This is a genomic window from Haloterrigena gelatinilytica, assembly GCF_013342145.1.
In the GTDB taxonomy this organism is placed as follows: domain Archaea; phylum Halobacteriota; class Halobacteria; order Halobacteriales; family Natrialbaceae; genus Haloterrigena; species Haloterrigena gelatinilytica.
This window is the reverse complement of the sequence record NZ_JABUQZ010000001.1, coordinates 1,039,240-1,063,828: the sequence shown is the minus strand read 5'-3', so window position 1 is coordinate 1,063,828 and position 24,589 is coordinate 1,039,240. Positions and strand designations below refer to the sequence as shown.

34 protein-coding genes are annotated in these 24,589 nt (G+C 58.6%); 17 read left to right on the top strand and 17 right to left on the bottom strand.

Annotated features, from left to right (window positions below; translation table 11 throughout):
- The first annotated feature begins 11 nt into the window (after positions 1 to 11).
- Both HTZ84_RS05425 and HTZ84_RS05420 read left to right on the top strand, forming a co-directional pair.
- Positions 12 to 3,197 (top strand): PAS domain-containing protein, encoded by a 3,186-nt coding sequence (locus tag HTZ84_RS05425; protein ID WP_174679737.1) that lies wholly within the window; start codon positions 12 to 14, stop codon positions 3,195 to 3,197.
- Positions 3,198 to 3,310: 113 nt separating this feature from the next.
- Positions 3,311 to 3,610, top strand: coding sequence for a HalOD1 output domain-containing protein (locus HTZ84_RS05420; protein WP_174679736.1), 300 nt, complete (start codon positions 3,311 to 3,313; stop codon positions 3,608 to 3,610).
- A gap of 216 nt (positions 3,611 to 3,826) precedes the next feature.
- Here HTZ84_RS05420 and HTZ84_RS05415 read toward each other — a convergent pair whose 3' ends face one another.
- Positions 3,827 to 4,105 (bottom strand): HalOD1 output domain-containing protein, encoded by a 279-nt coding sequence (locus HTZ84_RS05415; RefSeq protein WP_174679735.1) that lies wholly within the window; start codon positions 4,103 to 4,105, stop codon positions 3,827 to 3,829.
- A 251-nt stretch (positions 4,106 to 4,356) separates the two neighbouring features.
- Here HTZ84_RS05415 and HTZ84_RS05410 point away from each other — a divergent pair, with 251 nt between their 5' ends.
- Positions 4,357 to 5,583, top strand: coding sequence for a site-specific integrase (locus HTZ84_RS05410; RefSeq protein ID WP_174679734.1), 1,227 nt, complete (start codon positions 4,357 to 4,359; stop codon positions 5,581 to 5,583).
- 6 nt (positions 5,584 to 5,589) lie between these two features.
- Here HTZ84_RS05410 and HTZ84_RS05405 read toward each other — a convergent pair whose 3' ends face one another.
- The 7 genes from HTZ84_RS05405 to HTZ84_RS05375 all read right to left on the bottom strand — a co-directional run bounded on the left by HTZ84_RS05405 (position 5,590) and on the right by HTZ84_RS05375 (position 8,485).
- Complete coding sequence (locus HTZ84_RS05405) at positions 5,590 to 5,739, bottom strand: hypothetical protein (protein WP_174679733.1); 150 nt, start codon at positions 5,737 to 5,739, stop codon at positions 5,590 to 5,592.
- Between the two features lie 2 nt (positions 5,740 to 5,741).
- A complete protein-coding gene (locus tag HTZ84_RS05400) occupies positions 5,742 to 6,059 on the bottom strand; it encodes a hypothetical protein (protein WP_174679732.1) in 318 nt (105 codons plus the stop codon).
- A gap of 77 nt (positions 6,060 to 6,136) precedes the next feature.
- Complete coding sequence (locus tag HTZ84_RS05395) at positions 6,137 to 7,237, bottom strand: hypothetical protein (RefSeq protein WP_174678788.1); 1,101 nt, start codon at positions 7,235 to 7,237, stop codon at positions 6,137 to 6,139.
- On the bottom strand, positions 7,230 to 7,373 hold the full coding sequence (locus HTZ84_RS05390) for a hypothetical protein (RefSeq protein WP_174679731.1): 144 nt from the start codon (positions 7,371 to 7,373) through the stop codon (positions 7,230 to 7,232). The genes HTZ84_RS05395 and HTZ84_RS05390 overlap by 8 nt, the downstream gene beginning before the upstream one ends.
- A complete protein-coding gene (locus tag HTZ84_RS05385) occupies positions 7,370 to 7,666 on the bottom strand; it encodes a helix-turn-helix domain-containing protein (protein ID WP_174679730.1) in 297 nt (98 codons plus the stop codon). The genes HTZ84_RS05390 and HTZ84_RS05385 overlap by 4 nt, the downstream gene beginning before the upstream one ends.
- Before the next feature lie 70 nt (positions 7,667 to 7,736).
- Positions 7,737 to 7,961 (bottom strand): hypothetical protein, encoded by a 225-nt coding sequence (locus tag HTZ84_RS05380; protein WP_174679729.1) that lies wholly within the window; start codon positions 7,959 to 7,961, stop codon positions 7,737 to 7,739.
- 320 nt (positions 7,962 to 8,281) lie between these two features.
- Positions 8,282 to 8,485 carry a CopG family ribbon-helix-helix protein gene (locus HTZ84_RS05375; RefSeq protein WP_174679728.1) on the bottom strand — a complete coding sequence of 68 codons (204 nt, stop codon included), beginning with the start codon at positions 8,483 to 8,485 and terminating at the stop codon, positions 8,282 to 8,284.
- 97 nt (positions 8,486 to 8,582) lie between these two features.
- Here HTZ84_RS05375 and HTZ84_RS05370 point away from each other — a divergent pair, with 97 nt between their 5' ends.
- The 3 genes from HTZ84_RS05370 (at position 8,583) to HTZ84_RS05360 (ending at position 10,721) form a co-directional block, all read left to right on the top strand.
- Positions 8,583 to 8,786 carry a ribbon-helix-helix domain-containing protein gene (locus tag HTZ84_RS05370; RefSeq protein ID WP_254611709.1) on the top strand — a complete coding sequence of 68 codons (204 nt, stop codon included), beginning with the start codon at positions 8,583 to 8,585 and terminating at the stop codon, positions 8,784 to 8,786.
- 202 nt (positions 8,787 to 8,988) lie between these two features.
- Entirely contained in the window at positions 8,989 to 9,780 is a 792-nt protein-coding gene (locus tag HTZ84_RS05365; protein WP_217468196.1) for a class I SAM-dependent methyltransferase, read from the top strand.
- A 239-nt stretch (positions 9,781 to 10,019) separates the two neighbouring features.
- Complete coding sequence (locus HTZ84_RS05360; protein WP_174682534.1) at positions 10,020 to 10,721, top strand: VTT domain-containing protein; 702 nt, start codon at positions 10,020 to 10,022, stop codon at positions 10,719 to 10,721.
- Positions 10,722 to 10,837: 116 nt separating this feature from the next.
- Here the strand turns inward: HTZ84_RS05360 and HTZ84_RS05355 are convergent, their stop codons facing one another.
- Complete coding sequence (locus HTZ84_RS05355; RefSeq protein WP_394353294.1) at positions 10,838 to 11,926, bottom strand: CNNM domain-containing protein; 1,089 nt, start codon at positions 11,924 to 11,926, stop codon at positions 10,838 to 10,840.
- Positions 11,927 to 12,020: 94 nt separating this feature from the next.
- Positions 12,021 to 13,127 (bottom strand): CNNM domain-containing protein, encoded by a 1,107-nt coding sequence (locus tag HTZ84_RS05350; protein WP_174679726.1) that lies wholly within the window; start codon positions 13,125 to 13,127, stop codon positions 12,021 to 12,023.
- Positions 13,128 to 13,219: 92 nt separating this feature from the next.
- Between HTZ84_RS05350 and HTZ84_RS05345 the strand changes: the two genes are divergently transcribed.
- Together HTZ84_RS05345 and HTZ84_RS05340 are read left to right on the top strand one after the other, a co-directional pair.
- Entirely contained in the window at positions 13,220 to 13,651 is a 432-nt protein-coding gene (locus HTZ84_RS05345) for a universal stress protein (RefSeq protein WP_174679725.1), read from the top strand.
- 387 nt (positions 13,652 to 14,038) lie between these two features.
- Positions 14,039 to 14,389 (top strand): winged helix-turn-helix domain-containing protein, encoded by a 351-nt coding sequence (locus tag HTZ84_RS05340; protein WP_174679724.1) that lies wholly within the window; start codon positions 14,039 to 14,041, stop codon positions 14,387 to 14,389.
- Positions 14,390 to 14,510: 121 nt separating this feature from the next.
- Here the strand turns inward: HTZ84_RS05340 and HTZ84_RS05335 are convergent, their stop codons facing one another.
- Entirely contained in the window at positions 14,511 to 15,665 is a 1,155-nt protein-coding gene (locus tag HTZ84_RS05335; RefSeq protein ID WP_309138853.1) for a Cdc6/Cdc18 family protein, read from the bottom strand.
- A 35-nt stretch (positions 15,666 to 15,700) separates the two neighbouring features.
- Here HTZ84_RS05335 and HTZ84_RS05330 point away from each other — a divergent pair, with 35 nt between their 5' ends.
- A complete protein-coding gene (locus HTZ84_RS05330) occupies positions 15,701 to 16,213 on the top strand; it encodes a hypothetical protein (RefSeq protein WP_174679723.1) in 513 nt (170 codons plus the stop codon).
- Positions 16,194 to 16,460 (top strand): hypothetical protein, encoded by a 267-nt coding sequence (locus HTZ84_RS05325; protein ID WP_174679722.1) that lies wholly within the window; start codon positions 16,194 to 16,196, stop codon positions 16,458 to 16,460. The genes HTZ84_RS05330 and HTZ84_RS05325 overlap by 20 nt, the downstream gene beginning before the upstream one ends.
- Positions 16,461 to 16,695: 235 nt before the next feature.
- Here the strand turns inward: HTZ84_RS05325 and HTZ84_RS05320 are convergent, their stop codons facing one another.
- The 4 genes from HTZ84_RS05320 to HTZ84_RS05305 all read right to left on the bottom strand — a co-directional run bounded on the left by HTZ84_RS05320 (position 16,696) and on the right by HTZ84_RS05305 (position 18,168).
- The gene (locus HTZ84_RS05320; RefSeq protein WP_174679721.1) at positions 16,696 to 16,893 is read right to left on the bottom strand and encodes a hypothetical protein; all 198 of its coding nucleotides are present in this window, start codon (positions 16,891 to 16,893) and stop codon (positions 16,696 to 16,698) included.
- A gap of 111 nt (positions 16,894 to 17,004) precedes the next feature.
- On the bottom strand, positions 17,005 to 17,301 hold the full coding sequence (locus HTZ84_RS05315) for a hypothetical protein (RefSeq protein ID WP_174679720.1): 297 nt from the start codon (positions 17,299 to 17,301) through the stop codon (positions 17,005 to 17,007).
- Positions 17,301 to 17,792, bottom strand: coding sequence for a hypothetical protein (locus HTZ84_RS05310; RefSeq protein ID WP_174679719.1), 492 nt, complete (start codon positions 17,790 to 17,792; stop codon positions 17,301 to 17,303). Before HTZ84_RS05310 ends, HTZ84_RS05315 begins: the two co-directional genes overlap by 1 nt.
- Position 17,793: 1 nt before the next feature.
- Positions 17,794 to 18,168, bottom strand: a complete 375-nt coding sequence (locus tag HTZ84_RS05305) for a hypothetical protein (RefSeq protein ID WP_174679718.1) — start codon at positions 18,166 to 18,168, stop codon at positions 17,794 to 17,796.
- Between the two features lie 210 nt (positions 18,169 to 18,378).
- Here HTZ84_RS05305 and HTZ84_RS05300 point away from each other — a divergent pair, with 210 nt between their 5' ends.
- The 3 genes from HTZ84_RS05300 to HTZ84_RS22655 are packed head-to-tail and all read left to right on the top strand — an operon-like array spanning position 18,379 to position 19,463.
- Positions 18,379 to 18,606 carry a helix-turn-helix domain-containing protein gene (locus HTZ84_RS05300; RefSeq protein ID WP_174679717.1) on the top strand — a complete coding sequence of 76 codons (228 nt, stop codon included), beginning with the start codon at positions 18,379 to 18,381 and terminating at the stop codon, positions 18,604 to 18,606.
- On the top strand, positions 18,590 to 18,814 hold the full coding sequence (locus HTZ84_RS05295) for a hypothetical protein (protein WP_174679716.1): 225 nt from the start codon (positions 18,590 to 18,592) through the stop codon (positions 18,812 to 18,814). Before HTZ84_RS05300 ends, HTZ84_RS05295 begins: the two co-directional genes overlap by 17 nt.
- A complete protein-coding gene (locus HTZ84_RS22655) occupies positions 18,807 to 19,463 on the top strand; it encodes a J domain-containing protein (protein WP_217468194.1) in 657 nt (218 codons plus the stop codon). The genes HTZ84_RS05295 and HTZ84_RS22655 overlap by 8 nt, the downstream gene beginning before the upstream one ends.
- A gap of 4 nt (positions 19,464 to 19,467) precedes the next feature.
- Here HTZ84_RS22655 and HTZ84_RS05285 read toward each other — a convergent pair whose 3' ends face one another.
- A complete protein-coding gene (locus tag HTZ84_RS05285) occupies positions 19,468 to 19,629 on the bottom strand; it encodes a hypothetical protein (RefSeq protein ID WP_174679715.1) in 162 nt (53 codons plus the stop codon).
- A gap of 306 nt (positions 19,630 to 19,935) precedes the next feature.
- Here HTZ84_RS05285 and HTZ84_RS05280 point away from each other — a divergent pair, with 306 nt between their 5' ends.
- The 3 genes from HTZ84_RS05280 (at position 19,936) to HTZ84_RS05270 (ending at position 21,583) form a co-directional block, all read left to right on the top strand.
- Positions 19,936 to 20,388, top strand: coding sequence for a hypothetical protein (locus tag HTZ84_RS05280; RefSeq protein ID WP_174679714.1), 453 nt, complete (start codon positions 19,936 to 19,938; stop codon positions 20,386 to 20,388).
- An 82-nt stretch (positions 20,389 to 20,470) separates the two neighbouring features.
- Positions 20,471 to 20,656, top strand: a complete 186-nt coding sequence (locus HTZ84_RS05275; RefSeq protein WP_174679713.1) for a hypothetical protein — start codon at positions 20,471 to 20,473, stop codon at positions 20,654 to 20,656.
- A gap of 741 nt (positions 20,657 to 21,397) precedes the next feature.
- A complete protein-coding gene (locus HTZ84_RS05270; RefSeq protein WP_174679712.1) occupies positions 21,398 to 21,583 on the top strand; it encodes a hypothetical protein in 186 nt (61 codons plus the stop codon).
- 4 nt (positions 21,584 to 21,587) lie between these two features.
- Here HTZ84_RS05270 and HTZ84_RS05265 read toward each other — a convergent pair whose 3' ends face one another.
- Positions 21,588 to 22,568, bottom strand: a complete 981-nt coding sequence (locus HTZ84_RS05265; protein ID WP_174679711.1) for a hypothetical protein — start codon at positions 22,566 to 22,568, stop codon at positions 21,588 to 21,590.
- Positions 22,569 to 22,749: 181 nt separating this feature from the next.
- On the opposite strand from HTZ84_RS05265, the gene HTZ84_RS05260 reads away from it, so the two are divergent.
- The gene (locus HTZ84_RS05260) at positions 22,750 to 24,090 is read left to right on the top strand and encodes a restriction endonuclease (RefSeq protein WP_174679710.1); all 1,341 of its coding nucleotides are present in this window, start codon (positions 22,750 to 22,752) and stop codon (positions 24,088 to 24,090) included.
- The last annotated feature ends 499 nt before the right edge of the window (positions 24,091 to 24,589 follow it).

Here is a 24,589-nt window from a genome sequence, read left to right as displayed (position 1 = left end):
CATCGACAGCTATGCATCGCGGCCTCGAGGTTCCCGAACCGACCCCGGTACGAGTCCTCTCGGTCGGGACGTCGACGTGGTTGCAACGGGCGACGGCGGGGATCGACGCGGACGACGACGAGATCGCGATTCGCGGACCGCTCGATCCGGCGACCGAACTCGAGGACGCGTCCCTCGACGAGACGGACTGCCTGCTCACCGACGACCGAGCGGTCCTCGAGCGGGTCGACGGGGAGTGCCCGGTCGTCTACGCGCTCGACTCGTCCGCGGACGAGTCGATCGATCGGCTCCGCGCCGACGGGGCGACGGACGTGATCCCCGAAGCCGCGGCCGAGCGGTCGTCGCTGCTCGCCAACCGACTGCGCCGAACCGCCGAGTTCGACGCCGTCCGTCGCACGGCCGCGCGTCAGGAGACGCGGTTCCGTGCGCTGCTCGAGCACTCCTCGGACGCGGTGCTCGTCGTCGACGACGACGGCACGATCTCGGCCGTGGGTCCGTCGGCCGAGGGGATCGCCGGCTACGGGCCCGAGACGCTCGTCGGAACCCACTATCTGGACCTCGTTCACCCGGACGACGTCGCGTCGATCCGGACCGCGTTCGACGACCTCTGTGCGAGCGAGCCGGGGACGACGACGACCGTCGAGTACCGCTGTCAGCACGCCGACGACGCCTGGTACGTCCACGAGGCCGTGCTCACGAATCGGCTGGCCGCCGAGGACCGCGCCGGCGGCGAGTCGGACGCCGAGATCGACGGGATCGTCGCGTCGATCCGCGACGTGACGGCCGTCCACCGGGTCGAACGCGAACTCGAGCGCTCGCTCGAACGGGTCAGCGACGCGTTCTACGCGCTCGATTCGGAGCTGCGGTTCACGTACGTCAACGATCGGGCGGGGACCCTCCTCGGCGTCGATCCCGCCACGGTGATCGGCCATCCGATCCTCGAGCTGTTCCCGGAGCTCCGGGAGACGCCGTTCCGGACGGCCGCGGCCGAGGCGATGGAAACCCAGGAGCCCGCGTCGATCGAACACTACTACGAACCGACCGACCGCTGGTACGACGTCCGCCTCTACCCGTCGCCGTCCGGACTCTCGGTGTACTTCCAGGACGTGACCGATCGGGTCGAGCGCGAACGGAAACTGCAGGACCGGACGGAACAGCTGGAGACGATCATCCGGAACATCCCCGTCGTTCTCTTCGAGCTCGAGGCCGACGGGACGATCGCGCTGGCGGAAGGGCGCGCCCTCGAGCGAAGCGAGGCGGTCGCCGACGACATCGTCGGCGAGTCGGCGTTCGACGTCTTCGACGACAAGCCCGCGATCCGCGCCGACTTCAGGGCGGCTCTCGAGGGCGTGTCGACCCACTCTTCGATCGAACTCGACGGCCGGGTCTTCGAACAGTGGTGTCGGCCGATCGTCGAGGACGACGCGGTCGACCGCGTGATCGGTATCGCCGCCGACGTCACCGAACGCGCCCAGTATCAGACGGCGTTGAACGCCCTCCACGAGGCGACGAGCCACCTGCTGACCGTCGAATCGGAGCAGGCCGCCTGCGAGTACGTGGTCGACGTCGCGAACGACGTTCTCGATCTCGAGACCGTCGTCTATCGGTTCGACGACCGGGAAAACGAACTCGTGCCGACGGCCTACTCGCCAACCCTCGAGTCGACGGTCGGATCGCCCCCGCGACTCCGTCCCGGCGAGAGCCTCGCCTGGCGAGCGTTCGTCGACGACAGGCCGGCCCGGTTCGACGACGTCAGGGACGCTCCGCAGGTGTTCGACCCGACCACGGACGCTCGCAGCGGTCTCTACGTCCCGATCGGCGAACACGGCGTCCTCGTCGCTCTCGACTCCGAACCGGGGCGCTACGACGAAGAGACGTTCGAACTCGCCAAGCTGTTCGCCAGGACGGCGGAGGCGGCGCTCGACCGCATCACTCGAACGCGCCGGCTCCACGGCCACGAGTGGGAGCTCAAGCGCCAGAACGAACACCTCGAGCGGCTCAACGCGGCCGGTCAGGTTCGCCAGGACCTCGAGCAGTTGCTCCTGATGGCCGACTCCCGCGCCGAGATTGAACGCGGGATCTGCGAGCGCCTCGCCGACCTCGAGTGCTGTTCGTTCGCCTGGATCGGCGAGCCGGATCCGGGCGGAAATCAGCTGTTGCCCCGCCGACGGGCGGGCCACGAACGGGGCTACCTCGACGCGGTTTCGGTGACGACCGTCGACGACTCCGCCGCCGAACCGGCGGGTCGAACGGCGCGGACGCGGTCGCCGGTGTTCGTCGAGAACGTCGCCGACTCGATCCGCGAGGGGACCTGGCGCGGCGAAGCCCTCTCCCGGAGTTTCCAATCGGTATACGCCGTCCCGCTCGTCTACGACGACTTCCTCTACGGCGTCCTGACGCTGTACAGCGACGATCGAGACGCGTTCGACGAGCCGCTCCGATCCATGCTCGCCGAACTCGGCGAAACCATCGGCTACTCGATCGATGCCGTCAAACGAAAGACCCCGCTGGACGGCGAGAGCGTTCCCGCAGTCGAACTCGAGCTCGCCCTCGAGGGACCGAATCCGCTGGGTCGTATCGCCGACCGACTGGACGCGCGAGTCGAGTTCGAGGGCGGAGCGATCCGCGGCGACGGGACGCCGACGGTGTTCGCGGTCGTCGACGAGGCGGACGACGTCGATCCGGCCGCCGTCGCCGAACTGGAGGGAATCGACGACGCGTCCGTGATCGCCGACACCGACGCGGAGACGCTGTTGCAACTCCAGTACGCGGACCCGTTTCTCGGCGCCGCCGTCGACGCCCACGGCGGGACGCTGCGGTCGCTCGTCGCCGACGATACCGGGACGCGAGCGGTCGTCGAGGTTCCGGAGACGGTCGAGGTCAGGAACGTGCTGTCGCAACTCAACCGCCGCGAGTTCGCGGTCTCGCTCGTCGCCCGCCGGGAGGGCGCGACGCGGACGCGGTCGACGATCGACGCCGCCGCCCGCAACGCGTTGCTCGAGCAACTGACCGACAGGCAACGCGAGGTCGTCCAGACGGCCTACCACGGCGGCTTCTTCGAGTGGCCGCGGGAAACGACCGGGGAATCGATCGCCGACTCGCTGGGAATCTCCTCCCCCGCCTTCCAGAAACACGTCCGAGCCACCGAGCGGAAGCTCTTCACCGCGCTGTTCGACGGCCGCTCGCTGGATGGTTAACTGTATAACCCGCCCCCGATCGGTCGGTTATACAGATAACGATCAGATTCTTTACGACGACCGGTGAAGAACGGCTGTCTTCCCACAGACCGCACTGGGGGTGCGCGAAATCAATGACTGAGATGACTACACGATCACCGTCCGCGCAAGCGGACGCAGAGTACGTTACGCAGTACGATCGACTCGACGACGAACCACTGAGCGTCGCTATCGTCAACGCGGTCGCGGCGTTCGGCAACGAATCGGTAACAGAACTCGAGCCGCTTCACTACACGATCAACACCGACGCGCTCGAGCGACTGTTCGAACCGCGTACGGACGGGGTTCGATCAGGGGGGTCCGTCTCCTTCGAGTACCTCGACTATCTCGTCACCGTCACCGCTGACGGTGAGATCCGCGTCGAAGCGGCGTAACTCGACGCCCGCTGACGCGTTCTCCGCCTCTTTATTCGCGACCTCGAGCAGCGCCTACTGACCGGTCGCGCCGCTACTACGTTCGAGTCGGTAGCCGTCCCCCTCCTCTCGAGGGCGGATTCCGGTTGCTGCCGCTATCTCGACGCAGAACGAGCCCGTCTCGATTACACGACGCCTCCCGAACCGACCGCCCGTCGGGCCGGCGACAGACGCCGCTCAGTCGCCGTGTGACTCCTCCGGCGACTCGCCGCTCGGGTCGGTGTGGTTCGCTGTCGTAATCTCGACGGCTCCGGAGCCGTCGACGCGAACGCGATGGCCCCGATACGGGAAGGAAATCGAGAGCGCCGCCCTGCTCGAGTCGATCAGCCGCTCGAGCGCGTCGGGATCGACGACGGCGTGAAGCGGCGGCTCGAGGTCAGTCGGATCGACGTCCTCGATTTCGGCGATCTGCGTGACGATGCTGTGACTCGGTTTCGATGAGACCCCCGTCCCCATACGCCGCCATGCTATGGTACGTCTGATAAAGCTGGTGATGCGGGCCGAATTGACGGTTCGTTCTGGTTTCTCGACTCGAGTGTGGTCGAAAACCGGGGCTCCTGCCCGCGGAGAGACGAGCGAGGCGAGCCTCTCCTGCCTCGCGTTCGCCCCAGACGCCACTCGCTCCGTTCGTAACGTCGCGTAGAAAGCCAGTGCCCGGGGAGGGATCCTAACCCGATCTTTACATGCCCATAGTTAAAGTATAAGTCATGACCGCGAACCCGGAGCAGTCGATCAAACGACTCCGTGAGCGGATCGACGAGGCCGAGGACATGAGCGACGACGATGCCGAAGCGCTCCGTCGGATGTCCGACCGGATCCGAATCCTCGGCCAGTCGAAGTACGGCGATTTCGCTCACGAGAAGTACCTCATGCGTGCGGTGAAGATGGCCCAGGAGGTCGGCGGCCTCGCCGACGCCCTCGAGGACCGCGGCGCCGCCGAGCAACTCGTCGCCTGGATCAACACCGAGAAGGCCAACTCCCCAGAGACCAACAAGGACTATCGCGTCACTCTCCGCCAGTTCGGAAAGCTCGCCAGCGATAACGACGTCGACGGGATCCCCGAAAGCCTCGAATGGGTTCCGGGCGGCTACCCCAGCAACTACGATCCGGCGCCGGATCCTGGCGACATGCTCCGCTGGGAAGAGGAGATCCTCCCGATGATCGATGCCTGTGCGAACCTTCGCGATCGCGCCCTGATCGCGCTGGCCTGGGACCTCGGACCGCGGCCGTACGAACTGTTCGACCTGACGCCGAAGCAGATCTCCGACCACAAGTACGGCCTCCAGGTCACCGTCGACGGGAAGCAGGGTCGTCGGTCGCCCGTCCTGATCCCGTCGGTCCCCTACGTCAACCGGTGGCTCGAGGTCCATCCCGGCGCTCGCGACGATCCGCTCTGGTGTAACCTCAACTCGGGCGACTCGATCACGAACAATCGCGTGCGCGACATCCTGAAAGATAAGGCTCGACGAGCCGACGTCGAGCGACCGGTCACTCCCTCGAACTTCCGGAAGTCCAGCGCTTCGCATCTCGCGAGTCAGGGCGTCTCCCAGGCTCACCTCGAGGACCATCATGGCTGGACTCGAGGCAGCGACATCGCCTCCCGGTACATCTCGGTCTTCGGCGACGCGAACGACCGGGAGATCGCGAAGGCCCATGGCCTCGACGTCCAGGAAGACGAGCACGAGGATCTCGCACCGCTCGAATGTCCCCGTTGCGACCGCGAGACGCCGCGGGATAGCGATGTCTGCGTCTGGTGCGGCCAAGCGATGAGTCAGCGGGCGATCGACGAAGAGGACGAAATCGAGCGGCGTTGGATGGAGTCCGCCGGCGCCGTCGCCGAGCTCGAGGATCTCTCCCTCGAGGACATCATGGAGGCGAAGGACGCCGTCGACGAGAACGCGGCCCTCCGACAGCTCCTCCTGGGCGACGACTGACGGCATCTACTCGTCACCTCCGTCGGCGATCTCGAGGATGCGTTCGATGTCCTCCGAGATCGGCAGGTCGGCCTCGGCGATACGTTCGAACAGATCGCGTTTCTCCTCGACGGTCTCTACGGCTTTTTCCTCGGGGTCGGTTGGTGCGTCAGTCATACTCATCGGTCGCTCACCTCGAGCTGGTCACGAATGTAGCGGCGTTCATCTCGCGGGCGGTTCGATAGGGGGATGCAGGTCCGGAGCAACCCATCGTCGGAGGCCAAGAGGATCAGCTCAGTGACCTCGTGAAACCGAGCGTGCCGGGCCGGCGGTCGCGCTGACGGGTAGTCGACCGGGACGGCCTCAAGCCACGCGACGCGCGGGTTGAGGTTCGGTCGGTCGGAGCGTTCGGCCCAGCGCTCGCGGCAGTGACTCGAGACGGAGATCTCCTCGAAGGTCGGCGCCGCTGCGACGTCGACGTCTTCGACGATGCTCATAGGATCACCCCGATGAGGACGCCCCAGCCGAAGCCGATCGTCAGCGCGGTCAGGGCGCGGAGGATGGTACAGGGCATCTAGCGGACACCCCCGTCGCGTTTAGTCTCCGTGTGTAGTAACCGACATTGGCGAACAGAACTGTCGTTGGACGAACGAACAACAACGGCTAGATTAAGGGACGTCGACAGTGTTTTGAGAAAGTGTGTGATTAATATGGTCCAACCCGAGCAGGCACAATCCGAGCGCGTTGTAGGCGTCTGTGAACGCTGCGGATCAGTATATGCTGCAAAAGTGCTTTCGTCGGGGCGAGTCCGTCCAATTGGAAGAGACAGTTGCTCTTGTGGAAACGAGAGATTCCGAACTATGCGGTGATCAGTACTGCTCGAGGCGTTACCGCCGATCGCCATCCCGTCGTCGGTCGCAACGATCGCCTCGTGGTGGAACACTTCCTTGAGGCCGCCGTCGGCCGCGACCTCTGGCTCGGCGCCGTCGTCGGCTTCCTCCTGCTTTTTCTTTTCGATGAGGTTGTTGCACTTCCCGACGAGGATCTGGCGGGTGATGTCGTATTCTTCGTGTTCGATGCGGACAAGTTCCCGAAGCCGATCGACCTCGGCTCGAGCGAGCAGTCCGTGCCAGGAGATGAGGTCCTCGTTGTTGACCGCACGGCCGATCGCCTCCTGGACGTCGGCCTTCTCGACACTGTCGAGCTTGCGGCCTTGGTGGACGAGGTTACCTCGGCAGCCCCAGCGCGAATCCGTTCCGGCTGGGTACTCGTGGACGTTGTCGAGCACCCACTGGTAGATGTCAATCTCGCCGCCGTCGGTCGCGATCTTGCTGGCCTTCTCGAACCCGCCATCCGCGGCGGCCTCTTCTTCGTCTTCCTCGAGGGCGGCCTCGCAGGCGTCGCAGGTCGACCTCTCGGCGAGTCGGCGCGGGTCGTCGCGGACGTCGGCGACCGGCGTCTCGAAGATCTCCCCGCACGCGGCAACGTGGCTCGTGCCCTCGAAGTACATCGAGGCGTGCCACGTTTCCTCGAGGTCCTGGACCCAGCAGACGATCCCCGCGTCGGCGTCGAAGTGATCCGACGGGACGCCGTAGCGGTCCTCGATCGAGCAGTCGCGGCAGATGCGTCGATCCGGCGCGGTGGTCGCTCCGCAGTCGGCACACTCCCTAGTCATCGTCCTCACGCTCCGTGCGCTGGGCGATCAGGAGGTCCTCGTTACCGTCATCGACGAGGATCACGTCGGCCGCAGTCTCGAGGACATCGGCCGTCGATCGGTCGACGGCGCCGACGACTTCATAGCGCGTAGTCATCGAACCACCTCGCCAGTACTGGCTGGCCACTCTCGCCGATAGAGCGCGAGCAGTTTCTGGATCAGCTTTCGGCTGGGAGCCCGCTGTCCCTTTTCGACAGCCCGGATCATCTGCTGGCTGTAGTTGATCTCGTCAGCGACATCATCGACTGACAGCTCGCACTCCTTGCGGAGGTATCGGAGATCACTGCCGGTCGGAATCGCGAACGTGCTCGGCGAGACGTCGGGTTCCTTGCCGCGCAGACACGCGACGTGGTACTCGATCTGGTTGAGATGGTAGTCGGGCGACGGCATCAGGCGCTCACCTCGCCGTCCTCGAGCGTCGACTGTTTGGCCTGATCGTCCGCTTTGACGTCGGCGTTCATCAGCACCGCACCTCCTCGATGTCCTGGGTTCGGATCCAGGCGCCGCCGTTGCTTGGATCCTTGAGCACGTAGTAACCTGTTTCCTCGACGTGCGCCTGGCAACTGGGTTGGTCGCTATTGTCCTCGAGGCGCGCGAGGGCGCTGCGAACGACGCCGACCGTCTCGGCGAGGTTGGTACTGTTCGTTCCGTTAGCGTTTTCGTCGTGGTCTTCGTTCGTGTTCATGGTCACGTCTGGTGCCGGGAGCGATCGACCTCCCGGAATGGTCTTCGTTCGTGACCCGCGGACAGCCGGGGCGCGATTTGATTGGTACTTGGGTCGCGCTCCGGCCGTGGCCGCGAGTGGTTGATTCTGTTGTTGGCCCCGATACGCACTAAAAGTGACCCGCGTCGTTTCGAAACAGCGGTCAGTGAGTAATCCGCCGCTACTTACGCTGTTAGCTGCTATAGCCGCCGGTTTACTATGGACACGCGTGGTGTCGTAGGTCATGCGTACCGAGGTCATTTGTCTCGAGTCGGGTGCTATGACACCCGACTCACTGCAGTTTAGTTCGTAGCCTGTGCTCCACCGGCATCGCCGTCGCTCTCTCCGATGTTCTCGTCAGAACGATGGCGGTCGACGAATTCTTGGGCGGCCTCTTGGATGATCGCGGAGCGGCTAACCCGGTTCCCAGGTTCGCTACGCTCGTGCGCGATCTCGTCGAGGTCAGCTTTCAAATCCTCGTCGAGGTAGATGCTCGTCTCAGCCATCACATAATTCTATTTCCCTATTGGACTAATAGCTTATGGTGCCATTGGACACACAACGGACCTAGATTTATAATCTGCTAGTCTAATTGTCTACTATATGAGCGAGGACATGAAGACGGTCAGCATCTATGCTCCCGAAGACCTCGTCGATGATTTCGACGACAAGGTCTGGCAGATGAAGGCCGAAGGCGAGATTGACCGAGATGCATCTCGGAGTGAGGTTCTCCGCCATTTAATGGAGGAATGGACAGAGGGAAACTCGAAGTCAGATTCGAAGGCGGCGATGATGACAGCTGACTAATCCAGTTCTGCAGTCTCTCGCGGATCAAACTCAACGGGCGCTTCTAATTCCGGATCACCCACACCGTATCGCTTCGAATTCGTCGACCCGCTCGCTTCGATCAGGTCGTAGCCTTCCAATTTTCGCAATTCGTGAAGTCCGAATAGGGAGTAATACTTGTTATTCCAACAGGTAGAAGTGAATGTATAGAGTAGTGGTCTGTATGGAAGAACCGGACGAAATGCCGGCGAACAAGTGGAATTCCGATAGCTATGATGAGGGACACTCTTTTGTCTTTGAGTACGGTGAAGGGGTAGTCGATCTACTGGAGCCAGAGCACGGGGAGCGGATACTCGATCTCGGGTGTGGGACTGGCCACCTTACAGATCGAATTGCCGAGTCAGGAGCAACTGTCGTCGGTCTCGACGCCTCTAAAGAGATGGTTGAGACGGCCCACGAGACCTATCCCGAGTACACATTCGTCAACGAGGACGCCCGGGACTTCTCGTTCGACGATCCGTTCGACGCCGTGTTCTCCAACGCAGCCCTCCACTGGATTCCTGAACAGGATGCCGTTCTTGAGTCGGTCGCCGACGCACTTGTTCCCGGTGGTCGGTTCGTCGCGGAACTTGGTGGGACAGGAAACGTCGCTGCCATTGTGAACGCTGTTCGTGACGAAGCGGCTGCACGCGGCTACGATGTTGAGAGTCCATGGTATTTCCCGAGTGTCGGCGAATACGCCTCGAAACTGGAATCGCACGGTCTCGAAACGCGCTACGCGACACTTTTCGACCGACCGACTGAACTTGATAACGGGACCGATGGACTTGCGGACTGGCTCGGCATGTTTGGTGACAGTCTATTGTCTACGATCCCCGATGATGAACAGTCAACGGTCATCGCCGCTGTTGAGGATCGGCTTCGAGAGACCCAGTTCCAAGACGGGACATGGATCGCGGACTATCGGCGGCTTCGCGTCGTTGCTCGGAAGACCCAGAGTAGTGACGAACGGTAAAACTATACACTCTATTGATCATAGCGTTCTTCCTTAGAACGTCTGGAAAGCAATGCAGCGGTTTGCTATGTACACGTGCGAACTTAACGCGTCCCCTTCTATCAAACATCGGTTATATTGGTAGAACAGTGCTGAACAGAGAACGTGTATGAAGCAGGTCAGTCAAACAGTCGATAGTTCGACACTTCGGCGTTGAAGGGATAATGCTCAAGCCCATAAGAATATACGTTCGACTTGAGATGCAGGTATTCTCGTCGGCTGATGCTCGGAAGCGTGGGGTCTTCGTTACCGTTCTCCTCTTGGCTGCGTTCGTTCTCCTCTACCTATTGCTTCGACGATACGTACCGTTCATTTTCCATCCTGACGAACTCCGAACGTGGATAGATCAATTCGGTGTTCTTGCACCGGCCGCCTTCATGTTCGTCCAGATCGGTCAGGTGGTTGTCGCGCCGGTTCCGGGGCAGGTCGTTGCGCTCGTTGCCGGCTACCTCTTTGGTTCGGTGGCCGGCACGGTCTACAGCATTACCGGCGTTCTCATTGGGAGTGCAATCGCGTTCTTGTTCGCAGATCGATACGGTCGTACGTTCGTCGAAGACATACTCCACGAAGACGTCGTAGCTCGTTTTGACGATTTTGTTGACCGGGTCGGGTTCCCGGGTCTCGTCGCGTTCGTCCTCATCCCCGGGCTTCCGGACGACGCGATTTGCTTTCTCGCCGGACTCACCAAGTGGCAGCTCCGAACGTTCATGGTCGCTATCACCGTCGGACGCCTCCCGGCGTACGTTCTCACCGTCTACGCCGGCGGCGAACTGGCAAGCGGTGAGTTCACCGAAGGGATGGTAATCATCGGAACCGTGATCGTCGCCTCCGCTGTCGGCTACTACAAACGTGAAGCGATACGGGACTTGGTAGGCAGTTTGCGGGAGCGCGCTCCGTTCTGATTTTCGTGTTCCTGAAAACGAGCTACCGCCCCGACCACTCGATAAGGGAACTCAGCGTCTGGCCATGTGAACTCGGTCACTCTATCTATCCCACGTTCTGACTGAAGCGTGGCGTCTCAGGTCCCGGTCGGGTCCGTTCCACGGTGCGCGCGTCCGGCCCGCTCGTCTATTGGGTCTTCGAGGTCACCCATGACCTCCTCGAAGGCGCCCGTCGAGGTCAGGAGACCAACGATCTCGTCGCCCTCGGTGATGAGGGCGAGTTCCTGATTTTCCCTCTGGAAGCGGTCGATGGCGTCGTTGATTTCCTCGTCAGCCGGGAGCGTCATCGGCGATGCGGCGATGTCTTCGATGCTGACTTCGCCGCTTATGAGGTCCTCGAAATGGTTCGTGATCGTCGGGAGATAGACGATGCCGCGGAAGTCGTCTATCTCCTCACCGACCAATGGGTAGCGAGAATGGGAGTGTTCCTCGACGAGCGCGAGGTTCTCCTTGGGAGTGTTCTCGGTCGAGAGCGCGACGATCTCCTCGCGCGGAACCATGATCACCTCGACCGGAATGTCACCAACGGCCAGCGCGTTCATCACCTCCTGCCGGCGTTCTTTGGGAACGTTTCCCGCTTCGAGAGTCGAGCCGAAGCGCTTGTAGAGGCCCGCACGCCCCTGCATGACGTCGGCTTCGGTTTCGAGCCACGCACCGGTCATCTTGACGCCGAACAGCGAAAGCGTCCATTTCGCCGCCCCATCTCCAAACTTGATGACCGGCCAGATGCCCCGCGTCCACCAGTACAGCGGCGTCGCACAGTACCGACAGACCAGTTTCGAGCGCTCGACGCCGAGATAGGTAGGAGTCTGCTCGCCGTGGGTGAGATGGACGAGGTTAACGATGAGAAACGCAAGGATGGCCCCTGCGCCGACCGATGCGAGAACGGTACCGCCGAACAGCGGTTCGAAGATAGCCGTGAGCGCGGGTTCGGCAACGATACCAACCGCGATGCTCGAGAACGTAATCCCGATCTGGCAACTAGTCAAGTAAATCTCCAAATTCTGAGTCATTTCCCACGCGCGTTCAAGACCGGGTTCCATGAACTCCGATTTGGAATACTGTCGGGCGCGGGTCAGCGCGAACTCGATGGCGACGAAAAACCCGTTGGCGAGAATGAGTAATAGACCGACGACAAGCCTGATGGAGGCTTCGAGCGCGGTCATCGGCATAGCAAGTTATATTGGAGCAACACAGATAAACGGCCTGTCTGCGAATCGATTCTTCGCGCTACGACGAATACCGTTCTCACGAAGTGTCTCAAGCCGGATCGCTTTGAGAGTCTAGTCCCGATGTGTCGTCCCTGCGTTGTTCGCGCTGGTAAACGTCAATGGGGTCTTCGAGTTCGCCCATCACTTCCTCGAAGGCATCCGTCGAGGTTAACAGGCCGACGACCCGCCCCTCCTCAGTGACGAGCGCGAGTTCTTGACTTTCCGTCTGGAAGCGGTCGATGGCGTCACTGATTACCTCGTCGGCCCGCAGCGTCATCGGCGACTCGGCAAGGTCTTCAATGTCGATGTCGCCGTTTTTGAACGCCTCGAACTGGTTTGTGATCGCCGCGAGGTAAACGACCCCACGGAAATCGTCGATGTCTTCGCCGACCAGCGGATAGCGGAGATGTGGATACTCCTCAACGGTCGCAAGATTTTCCTCGGGGGTATTGTCGGTTGAGAGTGCGGTGATTTCCTCGCGCGGCACCATGATGTCACGGATGGGGATTTCCTCGACCACCAACGCGTTCATCACTTCCTGACGACGCTCGTCTGGAATCTCATTGTCGTCGAGTATCAACCCGAGCTGTCGGTGGAGGTCCGCACGCCCCTCAATTTCTTCACCGTCGGATTCGAGCCACGCACCGGTCATCTCGACGCCAAACAGCGAAAGCGTCCATTTCGCCACCCAGTCACCGACGCGGAGAATCGGTCGAATGACTAACGTGAACCAATACAGCGGTGTCGCGCCGTAGCGGCAGACCTGTTTCGAGCGCTCAACGCCGAGGTAAGTGGGGGCCTGTTCACCATAGACCTTGTGTACCAAGCTCACGATGATGTACGCCAGGATCACGCCCGCGCCGATCGACGCGAGAACCGTTCCGCCGAACAACGGCTCGAACAGCGCTGCGAGCGCGGGTTCGGCGACGATACCCAGTGCGATGCTACAGGCGGTGATGCCGACCTGACACCCGGTAAGATAGATTTCGAGTTCCTCGGTCATCTCCCACGCGCGTTCGAGACCGGGTTCCATGAACTCCGATTTGGAATACTGTCGAGCGCGGGTTAGCGCGAACTCGATGGTGACGAAAAACCCGTTGGCGAGAATCAACGCGGCACCCGCGATGAGACGGAGGAGTATTTCGGGTGCTTGCATTCGGTATTGGTCCATCGTCGTTGAACCAAAAAAACGTGAGGCCGTCTGACACATGGTCACGATTTTTGGTGTTCAGCCAATAGGACTTTGACGTGTACCGCGACATCCTTATCCCGACGGATGGATCTGATGCGAGCGGAACAGCGCTGGACCATGGGATAGAAATTGCGTCGAGTATGGATGCCAAGGTGCATCTCCTGCACGTTGTAGATGTTGGGACGGAGATGTCCGCATCCGCCGTTGGCAACATCGCGGATGACCTCAGCGAAACACTTGATGAGGAAGCGAAAGAGGCGCTCAATCAGGCCGAGAAAATGGCCGATGAGGCTGGGGTTACGTCCGAACGAGCCGTTCTCGAAGGATTTCCAGAAGACGCAATCCCACAGTATAGCGGCGATAATGGGATCGACCTGATTGTGATCGGAGAAAGCGAGGATTCGACACTCACAGAACAACTCTTCGGGAGTACGACGGAGGACGTTCTCGAGTCGGTGACTACCTCGGTTCTGGTCGCTCGGGAATGAATTCCTCTCGTAGAAACTATTGTTATCGAACGAACACATCAAATAGACAGAATTATCCACGGGGAACTGACCCTCCAGACGAGGATTTACGCCGAAATCGGTAGATCAAGACTCTGATTCGAATTTGTCAGTGCTTTCGTCAGCTTGTACGCGAATCAAACACATCGACTGTGCTGAATGCATGCTCTATATTCAGCAGGTGCTTTTGGCATATTTTGGACAGATCAATAGCCGCTTCGGTAACTGCTTTACCTGTACTGAGCGATAGATATATCTGCGTAGTGACCAGCAAGCGTGTTGTTTGGACCAATCGAAGCTCGCAGCAGACTGGTTGGCCGGAATCGTAGGTTTTACTAAAGTGTCTTCTTATTATGAAAGTAACCACATATGAGACTTCGTCAACCAACTGATTTTCTTATCCTTGAGGAACTCGAAGATAAAGGTCGAAACGTTGCGACGAATTTAGCCTCTCATACGGGGAAGAGTCGCAAGAACATCAATACACGCTTGCCAGTCCTTGAAGACTACGGCCTCGTTCAGAAGATCGGTCCGGCCGAACGATCCGGATTGTATGAAATCACATCCGAGGGGAAGGCAACCCTCCTCTACCGGGACCAGTACGACCAGGTAGACAACTTCGAGGAACTCATCGAGGGGCCCGACACCGTCACCGGCGACGATGCTGACAATCCTCAAGCGAGTTTCGCTCTCGGTGAAGACAAGACAGAAGACACCTAAGTGGCATTATTGAAATCCTCACACGGTGATACGTTTCAATGATCGTGCTGCATACTTGACCTATACTTATCGTGGGTCTCTTGCTTGTGGTTGAAGAAAGAAATCCCGCTACGCTCCCCTGCTACTCCACTTCTGCAGTCTCTTGCGGGTTAAACTCGACAGACGCTTCTAATTCAGGATCGACGGCATCGTACCTTTTCGAATTCGTCGATCCGCTCGCTTCGATCAAGTCGTAGTCCTCGAGTTTGCTCAGATAGTCCCATGCGCGACGCCAGCTGACGGGATCGCGGCCCCGTCCCTCGAAGATCTGCTCCTGGTGTTCGAGGTACGCCCGCTTCATTTCACCCCCGGAAACGGGCCCGATCTCACGGACCAACTCGTAAAGCCGCAGGTACGGCACCGGCAGCGAGCGTAGGTTGTCGCGCCGGATCATCCGCATCGCTCGGTCGAACGAGTCGCGGACGTCGCACTCGTGAAAGGAGTCGTGCCCGCGTTCTTCGGCGAGCTTTGCAGCAGCGAGCACAGACTTGATCGCCCACCGCGCCACCCCGCCGGTCTCGTCGGCGATCCACTCGAGTTGCTTGATGTCGACGGGCCGCCCAATCAGGCCACGCTCGACGCGGGGCTCAAGGATGTCGACGAGCTCCTCGACGTGGTACTTCCGAAATTGGATCTGGCTCTCACCGCGGAAGTGCGGCCGAACGTTCCGATTGACGCGGTTGAGCCACTCGTTGTCCGAGTGGGTGATCGCGACGACAGAGAGTAGGCCGATCGAGAGGAGATCGCCGAGGACGTCCAAGTCGGGAATGACGTCGGCCTCGTCGAGCATCACTACGTACGGCCGGCCGTCGACAGCTGACTCCAGCGCCTCGAGGAGCTCCTCGCGAGGCTGGTTCCGATGGACGACGGCTGCCTTCGAGTGCTTCGTGACGGCCTCGTAGATGATCCCGTTGCGCGTCTTCCCGGAACACTCAATCAATGACCACTCGAGGCCGAAGCGCTGGCGGAGATTCCCGAGCATATACCGTGCGGATGCGGTCTTTCCAACACCGCTGGGGCCGTGGATCAGGATGTCGTCGGCACGCAGGCCATGCTCTGTCGGCCCGAGAAGCCGCGAGAGTGACTGGAGCTCGTCGTGACGATGGAGGATATCGGCCTCCCAATCGTCGTCGAAAACCCACCGAGACTTAATCATATGCGACAGTTTAGACAGATGCCATAAAAGGCGTGATGGGCGTCGTTTCGAAACAGATGCTAAACTGAGACAGTCTTTCACAAGATTAATCACATGTTGTTGGGGTATAGAGTAGTATGCAGAGGCACTCGCCAGACCCCTTCAAACAGGACAACAGTTCTGTGGGTACTGGTGGGTCTGAAAATAGGGGTTATACCTGGCACTATGGAGAGAGGGTTATAGACGAGGTATTTAGCGGCCGCGATGACCTCAGTTGGGACGAGCTCGAAAAAGAGATCGAAGAAGAAGCGAAGAAATTGATCGAGTTCCAAGAAAGCGGGACAGTAAACGGTCCTTACCAAGAATCAGAGGAACTCCAAGTGAAGGTAGACACTCTGCAACAAAGGGTAAGTACACTGGAAGTCCTAATAGAACACGAGATGACAACCGACACGGCCACGATCGATATCTCCGAGTTTCGTACGTTCCTCGGGCTCTCATCACTGGCCAGTGTCGCATTCCTCGTGCTATTTCTGGTGATGTTCAGTGCAGACATCCTTCCAGTGGCTCTTGTTGCGGCACTCACCGTCATACTGTTCCTCTCGGCGCTCGGGTTTGGGAGGCTCTGGTATGATCTTAGCGATTATTAGGGCCGTTGTCAGAGCATTCCTCATCCTCGAAGCGGAGAATCAGGAACTATTCCAGACGCTGAAAAACACGTTATTAGGCGGCATTCTCGGTTTCGTTACGATCGTGACGCTGCTGGTAACGGTTGAAGTGGATCTGATCCAATTTGCCCTCTATTCAGGCGTGACTCTACTCGCAATATTCGTACTACTGGTGTTCTATCGGTGTTGGGAGTTCATCAAATACGAACTTGAGATACCAGGCCAGTAGAAACGAAACAGCCCTCGCCAATCGTAATACAAGCGGCAGGCTCAAGGACAGTGCTAAACCAGTGCGAGTCCAATAATAACGCGACCGGTGGGGTCGCGTTTGGTGGCCCCGTCGGCACGTCTGGTTATGAAGTGCAGGAGCTGCTACTCGTTGGGGCCATGTGAGAAGTGGGCTGCAAATCAAAAGATGATGCGGCTGGAAAATGCTGGTAGCAATATCGAAAAAGAACGCCGATCTATCGCCCGATCGCGATGCCGTCCACACACTCGAGGGCGACCTCGTCGACGGGCTCGCAGCCAGTTTCGCGCCACTGGCAGCCGTTCCACTCGAGGGTCACCCGAAGCCAGCTGCCGTCAGATCGCGGCCGGAACGACACCTTCCGCGGCGGGCCACCGGTCGGCCGGTAGCGGATGTCGATCGCGTCGTCAGTCATCGTCGTCCTCGAGGAACTCGGCGATCTCTCGACAGCGCTGCGCGACTTGCTCCTCGGTGAGGGGGCGCTCGAACGTGAGCGTCATCTCGATCTCGTCACCGCTGGCCGCCATCAGAGACCTCCGTCGACGATATCGATGTCGCGCTCGGCACGATCGAGGCGACGCTCGAGATCCTCGAGCCGGTCGTCGATCGCCTCGTGGCTGTCGACGATGTGCTCGGCGATCGTCTCGTCATCTCCCTCGAGCGCATCGAGTTGTTCCTCGACCTTCTCGAGGCGCTCGTTGAGCGTACACGCCGGGCAGTCTCGCTGCGAGTGGAACACCATGACCGTTCCGCACTGGACGCAGTACGAGAGACCGTCCGGGAGATCGGGGCTCGGCTCGTACCTGGGACCGTTGAACGGCATCACTCCTCACCTCCGTCGGCGCCGTCGTGATCGTGGATCGGCTCCTCAAGGACCAGGTCACAGCGCGGGTAGGGGTAGCGCTTCGGCCCGTTGACGTCGTCCGTATCTCGATTGAGGAACTCGACCTGGTAGACGTCCTCTTCAGGATTGCAGTCGGCGTACTCGGCGACTGTTTCGTCGGCCTCCGGCAGCCAGTACTCGCCAGCACTGTTGTCGGTTACGCGAACGACAAGCATCTTCGGACCGCCATCTTCGTCGCGTTCGCTGACCTGGTCGCCGACATGGAGTTCCGGGAGGTCCACGTCTTCGCGGTCGGCCATCGCCAACTGCGCGTTGACTCGCTGTCCGTGACTGTTCTCCCCGGAACCGTCGGCTCGAACGCCTTCGGCGCCGGCGACGGCCTCGGCACGCCGGTGCTCCTCAAGGTTGGTCTGGATACGCTCTTCGGGCCACTCGTCGACGTCGGAACTCTGGGGTGAGTGGACGGACATCTCAGAACACCTCCTCGAGGACATCCTGCGCTTGGTCGGCCGCCGAGATCGGGCGCTCGGCCCAGCCGCCACACTCCTGGTCGATGAACTGGATCCAGCGACGAACATCGTCGCCGCCGGCGCCGTTCGATGCGAGGACGATCCCTTCTGTGTGGAGGATCGGCCCCTCGAGTGAGAAGACCGGCACGGCGCCGTTGTCATCGCGATCGGCGCGGGACTTCGTGACGACGATCCGCTCGAGCTTTCTATCGACGTGATGATGTCTGTTCTCAACGTCTTCGCCAAGGTAGCCGTAGTTCCACGAGCGGCGCTCGAGGACGACGTCATCGGTCTGTGCTTCCGAAACATCTTCGGTCTGTGGGGTTGTAGCTGACATTGCTTCCTTCCAGAAGCACGGGAGGTCGGTGCTGTAACACCGGCCTCAGATTCTCCGAGGCGTCCCATGCTCTACTACCATCTATTATACCCAAGTACTTAAAAGTTGGCGATACGCAAAGTCGAATAGATTGGTCGATACAATAGCCCGTATCGCAAACTCTTTGGCGGTCCGAAATGTACTACTGCCCGGGTGATCCAGCTTGTGAGTATGGCTATCCAGTACACGAGGTCCATGACTGCGATGCTCGACTGGTTCGATGAACAGCCCTGCTCGTGCGCAACTATCGGCCACATCGCTGACGCGACTGGCTACTCGCGCGAGACGACCAGAAACAACCTGAAACAACTCATGGCCGGAGACTACGCCGAGGTTCGGCACGAGCCGACCGGCGAGTACCGGCTGATCGAAGACCCAAGAAATGACGACTCAGACTAACCGAGAGACATTCTCTGACCTCGAGCACCGGGAGCAAGCACTAGCCGGCGTCCGGGACGCGATCGCAGCGCTCCAGGGCGTCCCCGCGACCGCACTCGACGCCGAGAAACACGAGACGCTGCTCGAGGCGGCCGACGATCTCCAGAGCCTTGAGCGAGCGCTGCAGAACGAAGTCGAACAGATACAGGGTGACAGCGCGGATGAGTAGCACCCAGGAGACTAGCGATCGAACCATCGACTGGCCTCGAGGCCACGATCGTACCGACCCGGACGATCGCGAACCCTACCCGGGCGATCTCACACCCACGCGGAAAGAGTCGTTCCAGAGCGTCGTCGACGAGCTCGAGAAGTGGGAAGCCACCGAGGGGAGCGTCCGGATCGAGACTGCCTCCCAGCACTACGTCGACCGGCCGAACATCCCGCACCAGCACGACAAGCCCGACGACGTCGGCGTCGCTGCCTACTTCCGTCGAGAGGGAGAGGCCGCCGACCAGGAGTTTGCCGTCTCCTGTGACTGCTGGGAGACCCAGCGAGAGAATGCGCGAGCGATCGCACTCTGGGCCCGGCGGCAGCGCCTGGCCGAGCGCTGCGGTGTCCAGACCGCCGCCGACACGGTCGAAACTGCCCGGCTCCCACCAGCTGGCGAAGACGCGATCGCGGCGCCGCCGGCCTCGAGTGACGACGGCCTCGACGAGGAGCCCCACAAAATCCTCGAGATCTCATCGGATGCTTCGGACGACATCGTGCGGGCAGTCGCCCGGCGGAAGGCCGCGGATGTCCATCCTGATAGCGATGCTCCCGACGTTGAGGAGTACAAGCGGATCCAGAAGACGAAAAAAGCGATGTTGGGCAGGTAGCGCTCTATATTCTCGGACCTTCTTCGACAGTTCTGAAGAAGAGCCACCATGCTGCGAATGCCCCTACAGGGATTGTGAAAATACCTGTAACGGGAATAGATATGGTGACTGCTGTGAGTCCAAGGAAGAGCGCTGCGACCGCGATTTTGTCGATGGTTGTCTTCATCTTGTTTTCCGTTTGCACGTGCTTTGGTGCACGGTGTTCGGCCAATTTACCGGCCGTTGGAGTTGATGATCAGGCAATTGCTCTCCCAGGTCGTTTATGAACTATCCAACATCCACATTCTCTGACAGGGACAATAAACGTTTGTCAGACAATAATAACTAGCATAGTATATTTGAATATTACTGGTGTCTATAGTGCACTAAGTCGAGTTCGTCGCGATGCCCTCGAGCACCCGTCGAGATTGACTTTGTCTCTGTTATGGGGTTGGTCAATAATATTATATATGATCGAATCGCTAATTCTGCTATGTCCCTTCCAAATCTGTCCCCGCTCCAAGAATCGCTCGAGGATCGGATAGACGAACTGAACAAGATACAAAATCAGGCGGAAAAAGAACACCGAGGGGATGGTTCTGACCCGGCTGTTTGGGAGAAAGTTGACCCCAAGATACGGCGCGGGGTTGTTAAAAATTGCCTCAATGAACTTGGTGAGGTTGACGAAATGACTGACCTTCTACGGATATTAGCGGAGTGGCGGCGACAGGAACTGGATGAGTGGGTTTTCAAGCGGAATAATTCTCAAACCAAAAACGAGCGCCGGAGAATCAAGAGACATGAGATCGGGGGCTGGACAGAAGAACTCGTGGATTTAATTCCAGAATCTGAATTCGAGTCTTGTTGGCGCTGCGACTCGAATAAACTGCCAAAGAGACACCGTGGGCGGAAGACTGGGTATACGTGGGAATGTTCTAACTGTTAGCGGAAAGAAGTCAACGCGAAACGGAGGATGGTTACAGCGAGTGTCCAGGGCTTTTTATCAGAAGCCGCGGCCAGACGGTGTGATGGCCGATCAGGAACGCGATGACTTACTGACTGCCGTTGCACTGACCGAGTTCTTCGTCCACTACGAAGACGTCGATCCTAAGTTAGCGGAACGAGCCTGGCAGCTGGCCGCCGATCGGCTCGTCGATCACGACGTCGGCCCTCGCGACGTCGACGAAGCGCTCGAGGTCGGAGAGGGGATATAGCGCACTGCTGATTAGGGAGATAGTCACGTGTGTTGGACAATATTAGAGCGTTTCCAGAAAATAGATTTAGGCGAGATCGGGCAGTATGAGTTCTCAAACGGCCACCAAGCTTAATCGGGACCAGCCGAATGCTCGAGATGGCGGGGATGGGGAGTCCGTCGTTGCCGATAGACTATCCGCTCGACTCGAGACATCGAAACCCGCCATCGATCGAGATCGCTCCAACGTCAATGGCCAGTCTTGGTCTCGATCACACCCCTCCCGATTGACACACCACCTTTCGATAGGGGGTTCCGACGCCGGTTGTCCCCAGCGTTTTCTCGTGCCTCTGAGTAACTGTAACAGAAGTGTCCGGGTAAGTGGGGGATTGAAGTTGAATGTGAGCAACCCGGACAGGAATCAGTTTCAATAGGAGAGTAATAAGGACTGGGGCTGTTTCGAGTGCTGAGTCGTGCTTACGTCTGGCGGTTTCGGACAAACGTGCTGCGACAGATCATCAAGAATGAGTATATATTGGGACAAATACTATTGTGACTTGTCTCAAAGCTGAGGATGCTCGAGCCGGCTGGTAGGTGGTGGTGGTTTCGACCAGCTCGAGCATTCTGGTAGTAGGAGGGACACCTAATAAGCTCCTAGAATAATTCATTCAGTCCAGTATACCTAATACGATAATAACATTCGTCATCCAGTGGGGTGCTGAGCGCCGAGACTTTTTATACAAAGCCGCGGCCAGCGGCAGTGATGCCTCTGGATGATCGCCGCGACGATCTCCTCGTCGCGGTCGCGCTGACGGAGTTCTCAGTTCACTACGAGACGGTTGATCCGGACCTCTCGAGAAGAGCCTGGCAGCTGGCCGCGGATCGACTTCTCGAGTACGACGTCGGTCCTCGCGACGTCGACGAAGCGCTCGAGATCGGCGCCGAGTAAAAAGTCATTCAGCCAGCAACTGTCTAATTGCTAGTATCGCTCCAATAGCTGTAGCTACAACCCCAAAACCAGAGGAGCGGTCTTGCTTTCCAGAAACTACCATCGGTGGTGGAGCAGCGCCCTCACTTTCATTAGTAGTACTTTCATTCAGGAATTTGTAATCGAGAGAGTCCTCACTTAGGTTTCTCAGCTCGAATAACTCATCTCGAGAGATGTAGTCGATATCAAGTAGCTCGAGATTTTGCTCTCTCGCGATAGACGCAGACTTCTCAACGATGGTAGTTTGGACACCAGCTAATTTCCCTCGAATAGCCCAGTGGACCTCACTGAGGATGAGGGCATATCCACGCATTCCCAGAATCCCTCGGAAGCGGACAAGGCCCATATTTGCGACATATCGGGTACCGCTGAAGGACAACCGGTACGTAGCCGTTGACTGCAGAAGACAGAGTTCACAGACAAAGAGTAGTATGGAGATTACCAATTCCTCCTCTGCTTCTTTGATAGCGTCTTCACCTTCTGCTTCCAGATACGCTTCTCCAGCTTCTATTAGGTTCTGAGAAGCTGCTACAAGCGGAAGATAAGTGCTTATCTTCCCGGTTGACACATTGAGATCATCGATATAGCTTGTCGGAATATTCGCTCCGAAGTCTTTGTTCAGTAGTTCAGCGATATGCTGTAACCGGTAGGTTTGGCGGTTACCATCCCACGCACCCTGCTTGAACTCATCAAGGTCGAACGTTCCTTCAGCACTCAGTTGCGAGACGGAGTTTTCGAGGCCTTCTGGATCCTCCTCTTTTGCGTTGTAAAACTCATCCCCAATGTTAGAGATTGCACTCTCCACCTCATTGAATAGCTGATCGTCTGACTCGCTAGTATCGTTCTGATCGTTCCCGTCGTTGGTCGCCTGTACCGTACCAGTACCCCCACAGATCAGTAGACCGCCACCCAACGTAGATATGACAGATCTACGGCTTGTGCCCATGGAGGAATTATAATTCTCCGTGAATATAAATCTAGTAACAACTGTACTAACCACTGATTGACTCCTTAAGTACGATGTCGACCCTCGTGACGTCGATGCAGCACTCGTGATTGGACAGCGAGACAAACAGTAGCGTGTCTCGGTAGTCAGCCTTTTGGACGAATAGTAAGAAGACAGCGTCATGGAATGTCAGTCGTGTGGTGAAGAAATAGAAGACGGCAGCCAGTTCTGTCGCTTCTGCGGTGAAGAACTCGTGGCAATCCCTGATGAGGTCGATCTCAAACGAGAGCTTCAGTCAATGGATGGCTATGAGTTCGAACACCTCGTCGCGGATCTCTGGGAAGGGATGGGCTGGAATTGTGAGGTTTCGACGGCGTCAAATGACAAAGGGATCGACGTCCGAGCGAGGAAGACCGACCCGTATGAGCAGAAAGCGTTGATTCAAGCAAAGCGCTATGGAGCAGGTAACAAGGTCGGGAGTCCAGATATCCAGCAGTACTCTAGCCTCAAGCACCAGGAAGACGGCGTCGATAAAGTGGTCATGGTGACGACGTCCTCGTACTCGAGGAATGCTAAAGACTTGGCCGACGACCTCAACGTCAAACTGATTGATGGTGACAATCTCGTTAACCTCATTGAGCAAGAAGACGCCAAAGAGATAGTTACGGAGTATATCGACTTCGAACCGGACGAGGAGGAAGAGAGTGTCGTCGAAGTAGATGACGAGCCAGAACCGGATCGTGGCTGGAGAGATACACCAGCGGCAGATCACGGTAGGACGTCTGAGACGTCTTACCCCAGAAGACGTAATATCTCGCTCCCAGATACAGTCTGGAACAAGTGGGTGAAGATTTGTACGGTAGCCTGGGGTCTTCTATTTGTACTCATCGACGTTCTTCCGGAAGCAATTGGTGGGCCTGTAATCCTAGCCCTGTGGATTGCGCTTCCAGTGTGCCTGTACAAGGATTCACAAGCAACTCGAGAAGTTGTTCAGTGGCCAAAGCGGAGAAAGGCGTATTTGGCGGTGGCCTTGTTCCCTGTATTCGGCCTTTTCGCAGGTATTGCATACCTGATTAATCGATACCGAGTTCAGAGGAGAAGCCTCGATGTCGAACCAAAACCATCAGCCAAAACAGAGAACTCGAGAGTGGACCATCAAGCCGATACCGCTCCTTCCTCGTCATCTAGTAACCTACCTACTGAACTGGGGATCGAGAACTATACTGACGCGACGGACTACGTCAAACAGTTCAAACGCGATAGGAACCACGATGCAGCAGAGGAACTGTTGCTATGGTGTATCGACCAAGCCGAGATGGAAGCGAGAGAGAAGGGCTATTCAGCCCCTCCACGATGGTACTACAAGCATCTCGGGATCGTCTACCGAAGAGACGATCGGTACGCTGACGAACGAGATATTCTTGAGCGATATGTCGATATGTGCAACGAATTAGGTGGAGAACCACGGGAAGAGATTGTCGGCCGGCTCGAGCGCTCTCGAGAGTTGGCACAGCAAGCGTAGCGAGAGCCGGGTTCTCTAACAGATAGTCCCTTGTATTCATCATTAAATGATACAATTGGTCCGAAATAAACCGACGGAAGGTACACCTCGATAGCGGGATCACACTCTCGACCACGCTCGCCGGCTGCTTGAGCACGATGTCGGTCCTCGCGACGTCGACGATGCGCTCGAAATCGGGCAAGGATGTTAACCAGTTACGTGTATCAAAAGCCCCAACGGTCGGAATGGGGCAGGTCCACGGTAACTGAGCGGCAAGGGTGTAGTCGGCGGGTGGTGGGATGACTGGTCGCTACGTCGCGTGGGTGTACGCGACAATGGAGATGTTCGGCGCCAGCACTATCAACCCGGCCACGATTCCGAGTCTATTGGAATCGCCGCTGGTTGTCACTATCCCCCCAAGTGAACACGATTGATTCACCAGAATGTCAAGTGAACTCGAAAATCAGAGTTATCACTCCTGAATTTTACGCTAAAAGCCATTCCGGCGCTTTCGCGCTAC

Excerpts from the sequence above, each read along its gene's own strand:
- HTZ84_RS05305 (WP_174679718.1), bottom strand. The coding sequence starts at position 18,168 with ATGTCAGCTACAACCCCACAGACCGAAGATGTTTCGGAAGCACAGACC.
- HTZ84_RS05260 (WP_174679710.1), top strand. The coding sequence starts at position 22,750 with ATGGAATGTCAGTCGTGTGGTGAAGAAATAGAAGACGGCAGCCAGTTC.
- HTZ84_RS05310 (WP_174679719.1), bottom strand. The coding sequence starts at position 17,792 with ATGTCCGTCCACTCACCCCAGAGTTCCGACGTCGACGAGTGGCCCGAA.
- HTZ84_RS05360 (WP_174682534.1), top strand. The coding sequence starts at position 10,020 with ATGCAGGTATTCTCGTCGGCTGATGCTCGGAAGCGTGGGGTCTTCGTT.
- HTZ84_RS05295 (WP_174679716.1), top strand. The coding sequence starts at position 18,590 with ATGACGACTCAGACTAACCGAGAGACATTCTCTGACCTCGAGCACCGG.
- HTZ84_RS05350 (WP_174679726.1), bottom strand. The coding sequence starts at position 13,127 with ATGCAAGCACCCGAAATACTCCTCCGTCTCATCGCGGGTGCCGCGTTG.
- HTZ84_RS05320 (WP_174679721.1), bottom strand. The coding sequence starts at position 16,893 with ATGACTGACGACGCGATCGACATCCGCTACCGGCCGACCGGTGGCCCG.
- HTZ84_RS05275 (WP_174679713.1), top strand. The coding sequence starts at position 20,471 with ATGGCCGATCAGGAACGCGATGACTTACTGACTGCCGTTGCACTGACC.
- HTZ84_RS22655 (WP_217468194.1), top strand. The coding sequence starts at position 18,807 with ATGAGTAGCACCCAGGAGACTAGCGATCGAACCATCGACTGGCCTCGA.
- HTZ84_RS05380 (WP_174679729.1), bottom strand. The coding sequence starts at position 7,961 with ATGAACACGAACGAAGACCACGACGAAAACGCTAACGGAACGAACAGT.
- HTZ84_RS05285 (WP_174679715.1), bottom strand. The coding sequence starts at position 19,629 with ATGAAGACAACCATCGACAAAATCGCGGTCGCAGCGCTCTTCCTTGGA.
- HTZ84_RS05405 (WP_174679733.1), bottom strand. The coding sequence starts at position 5,739 with ATGACTGACGCACCAACCGACCCCGAGGAAAAAGCCGTAGAGACCGTC.
- HTZ84_RS05395 (WP_174678788.1), bottom strand. The coding sequence starts at position 7,237 with ATGACTAGGGAGTGTGCCGACTGCGGAGCGACCACCGCGCCGGATCGA.
- HTZ84_RS05425 (WP_174679737.1), top strand. The coding sequence starts at position 12 with ATGCATCGCGGCCTCGAGGTTCCCGAACCGACCCCGGTACGAGTCCTC.
- HTZ84_RS05355 (WP_394353294.1), bottom strand. The coding sequence starts at position 11,926 with ATGACCGCGCTCGAAGCCTCCATCAGGCTTGTCGTCGGTCTATTACTC.
- HTZ84_RS05365 (WP_217468196.1), top strand. The coding sequence starts at position 8,989 with ATGGAAGAACCGGACGAAATGCCGGCGAACAAGTGGAATTCCGATAGC.
- HTZ84_RS05340 (WP_174679724.1), top strand. The coding sequence starts at position 14,039 with ATGAGACTTCGTCAACCAACTGATTTTCTTATCCTTGAGGAACTCGAA.
- HTZ84_RS05385 (WP_174679730.1), bottom strand. The coding sequence starts at position 7,666 with ATGCCGTCGCCCGACTACCATCTCAACCAGATCGAGTACCACGTCGCG.
- HTZ84_RS05265 (WP_174679711.1), bottom strand. The coding sequence starts at position 22,568 with ATGGGCACAAGCCGTAGATCTGTCATATCTACGTTGGGTGGCGGTCTA.
- HTZ84_RS05315 (WP_174679720.1), bottom strand. The coding sequence starts at position 17,301 with ATGCCGTTCAACGGTCCCAGGTACGAGCCGAGCCCCGATCTCCCGGAC.
- HTZ84_RS05330 (WP_174679723.1), top strand. The coding sequence starts at position 15,701 with ATGCAGAGGCACTCGCCAGACCCCTTCAAACAGGACAACAGTTCTGTG.
- HTZ84_RS05370 (WP_254611709.1), top strand. The coding sequence starts at position 8,583 with ATGAGCGAGGACATGAAGACGGTCAGCATCTATGCTCCCGAAGACCTC.
- HTZ84_RS05410 (WP_174679734.1), top strand. The coding sequence starts at position 4,357 with ATGACCGCGAACCCGGAGCAGTCGATCAAACGACTCCGTGAGCGGATC.
- HTZ84_RS05400 (WP_174679732.1), bottom strand. The coding sequence starts at position 6,059 with ATGAGCATCGTCGAAGACGTCGACGTCGCAGCGGCGCCGACCTTCGAG.
- HTZ84_RS05420 (WP_174679736.1), top strand. The coding sequence starts at position 3,311 with ATGACTGAGATGACTACACGATCACCGTCCGCGCAAGCGGACGCAGAG.
- HTZ84_RS05280 (WP_174679714.1), top strand. The coding sequence starts at position 19,936 with ATGTCCCTTCCAAATCTGTCCCCGCTCCAAGAATCGCTCGAGGATCGG.
- HTZ84_RS05415 (WP_174679735.1), bottom strand. The coding sequence starts at position 4,105 with ATGGGGACGGGGGTCTCATCGAAACCGAGTCACAGCATCGTCACGCAG.
- HTZ84_RS05270 (WP_174679712.1), top strand. The coding sequence starts at position 21,398 with ATGCCTCTGGATGATCGCCGCGACGATCTCCTCGTCGCGGTCGCGCTG.
- HTZ84_RS05300 (WP_174679717.1), top strand. The coding sequence starts at position 18,379 with ATGGCTATCCAGTACACGAGGTCCATGACTGCGATGCTCGACTGGTTC.
- HTZ84_RS05325 (WP_174679722.1), top strand. The coding sequence starts at position 16,194 with ATGATCTTAGCGATTATTAGGGCCGTTGTCAGAGCATTCCTCATCCTC.
- HTZ84_RS05390 (WP_174679731.1), bottom strand. The coding sequence starts at position 7,373 with ATGACTACGCGCTATGAAGTCGTCGGCGCCGTCGACCGATCGACGGCC.
- HTZ84_RS05375 (WP_174679728.1), bottom strand. The coding sequence starts at position 8,485 with ATGGCTGAGACGAGCATCTACCTCGACGAGGATTTGAAAGCTGACCTC.